General features: G+C 55.5%; 2 protein-coding genes. Both read right to left on the minus strand.

Annotated elements, in window-relative coordinates:
- Window positions 1-117: 117 nt before the first annotated feature.
- Window positions 118-1,413: a carbohydrate porin gene (locus B7449_RS05275; protein WP_025440175.1), complete on the minus strand. Its 1,296-nt coding sequence runs from the start codon at window positions 1,411-1,413 to the stop codon at window positions 118-120.
- 249 nt (window positions 1,414-1,662) lie between these two features.
- Window positions 1,663-2,577, minus strand: a 915-nt coding sequence (locus B7449_RS05280) for a B12-binding domain-containing radical SAM protein (protein WP_048883456.1), incomplete at its 5' end; no start/stop codon positions are given.

Below are 2,577 nucleotides of genomic sequence, written 5' to 3' on the forward strand. Positions count from 1 at the left end.
TCGGCGTTATCAGCCGCAAAATGCCCAACCCGACAGGCTGCTAGATGAACCTGGAATGAAAAGGCGGGACAACACAGTCTGGTCGGATCTTTTCAAAAAAACCTTGTACAGAGTGGTTCAGAATGTTACGCTGCTATGCAGACCGAAGATGGCTTCGTCATGCACATGCTGCCCTTTATTATCGAGAACACCACCACTGGGCGATATGATGCCCTGAATATCAGGCTGAAGCATGAACCATGGCGTGATTGGGATCTGATAGGTCAACTCCAGATGATATTCGGTGCCCTGCATGGGCAGGCCAGAACGCCGGTCCGCCTGGGCAAGATAGGGACTAGCCGCCCCCAGGCCCGCACCAAACCCCGCCATGTCGCCTGCACGTCCAAACGGCCCCTTCAGGGACAACCCAGCATCTGCGGCATAGACGATCTGGTTGCGGTCGGTGTCCGCTGTCCAGTTCCCCCGAATGAAAGCGTCAAGCTCCGTTATTCGCCCGAAATGCTGCAGCGTCTGATCCGCAATGGCGTAGACGGCCCAGTTGGTTTTATGGTTTTTTCTGAGATCGGACTGGTCGGGAAAGCGTCCGGTATCAAAGTAACCGCCAAGTTTATATGTGCCCTGCCTTCCGTACAGGGTCCGCCGGTACTGGACCTCCCCGAAGAAAAGAGCGCCCGTGCGGAAACTGAAGCGCGTGCCACCGGGGTCGCGGTTTTGGTTCCACGGGTCCTTCGCGTTGATGAAGGGGCCGCCCACAGGATTGTCATCGGCTGCCGCGAACAGGAAATTCCAGTGTGGGGACAGGGTATAGCGCAACCGTATCGCAGGCGTGGCCACGGGGGAGACGGGGCCTTGGTCATACAGGTCATTATCGGGCATGATGGGCCAGGAAAAGGACGCGTTGAGGAAGTTCAGCCCGACGCTGCTGACCATGAAGTCATGCCCGAGATCCAGCTTGCCAATCCGGAAGGCCAGGCGTTCTCCCATGAATTTCTGGCTGTACCACAGTTCATATAGCCGCCCGTTATCATCCGCTTCGATATTCGATGTCTGGTTGAAAACATACAGGGGCGTATTACTGAATGGTCGCCCACGGATTTCCATGGCGCTGATGTCAAATGTACCCAGTGGCAGGCCCGTCAGGGTGTGCAGATCCGTCACCATTTCAACCGCGGCGGACCCGATGTAGTTGCTGGATGCCTGCGCGCCCCCCACCGGGTTGGACCAGAATTCATTGGTATCCGATATACGGATATCAATTCCCTGTGCCAGCAGCCAGTTCCGTATTCCGCCCCAGTTGCCGGACAGATGGGTGCGCGGGTCAATATGGTCGGGAATATTCTGCTGTGGCGTAACGCCCGCGCTCAGCACGCTTACGGGAACAGGCTGGGCATATGCAAAAGAGCAGGTTTTCAATAATATGATTGTATGTAACCATATATGATGATTATGCCAGATGCGCCTCATTTTTCGAAAAAATATCGTATAATAAAATCTAAAACAAATTATTTATTGAACAATTCTTTTCATTAATTCAATATATATTTTGATAAGTGGAATAGCTTCGTTATGTCGGAATTTATACGAAATGCGCTTTAACAGGCAATGCATATTAGCGCCTTTATTGTACATCATGCATACTCCTGCATCTTCCCTTAACACGGTTTAGGCTGGCACGAGTTCTGCCTTGACATGACGTACAACGGGCGGCACATGCCAGCGGCCCTGTTCCACATCCGCGATCTCGCGGTCGATCTCGGCAATGACCTGGCGTGAAAACGGGCCAAGATGCAGGTAAAGCGCGCTTGTCATCACCACATAGGGCAGCGCGCGCGGGTTATGCAGGGCGCAGTCCAGCATCATGCGCCAGAACTGCCCGGCCGTTCCCGGCCCCGCACGGTGGATGCGGAACATGAGCCGGACAAAGCTGCGCAAATCACCCTTTATCATCCGGTGCGCGCGCTTGCGCCCGAGCATCCGGCCCAGCCTGCGCACGCGGCCGAAATAGGCGACTGGGTCATAGATGGCCGCAAGCACCGTCCTGTAATCGTTCAGCACGTCGCGACGCGGGCGTTTTGTCTCGAAATTCAGCCCCGCCGTGCATTGGTCGCCCGACTGCGTCTGTTCACTGCCGGAAAAAAGGCGGCCTTCCGCCAGCAGGCGCCGCGTCAGCTGCGTCGTGGGCAGGGCGTAAAGCAGGCCGACCATGCAGACTGGGATGGACGTATCCTCGATACAGTCGATCATGCCCTGGGCGACACTGCCCTTTTCGCTGTCGAAACCCACGATGAAGCCCGCATTGACGAAAATCCCGGCCTTGTGGATTGTCTCGATGCTCTGCTGCAGGCTGCGCCGCGTGTTCTGCTTTTTCTGCATCAGCACGAGGGAGTCTGTATCCGGGCTTTCGATGCCGACGAATATGGCGAAGAAATTGGTATCGGCCAGGCTGCGCAGCAGGTCGGCATCATCGGCAAGGTTGATCGATGCCTCGGTCGAGAACTCGAATGGAAAGTTCTTCTCGTTCTGCCAGCGTTTCAGGTCGGGCAGGAATTTCTTGAGCGCCTTCTTGTTGCCAATCAG

The organism is Komagataeibacter intermedius TF2 (assembly GCF_000964425.1).
Lineage (GTDB): Bacteria > Pseudomonadota > Alphaproteobacteria > Acetobacterales > Acetobacteraceae > Komagataeibacter > Komagataeibacter intermedius.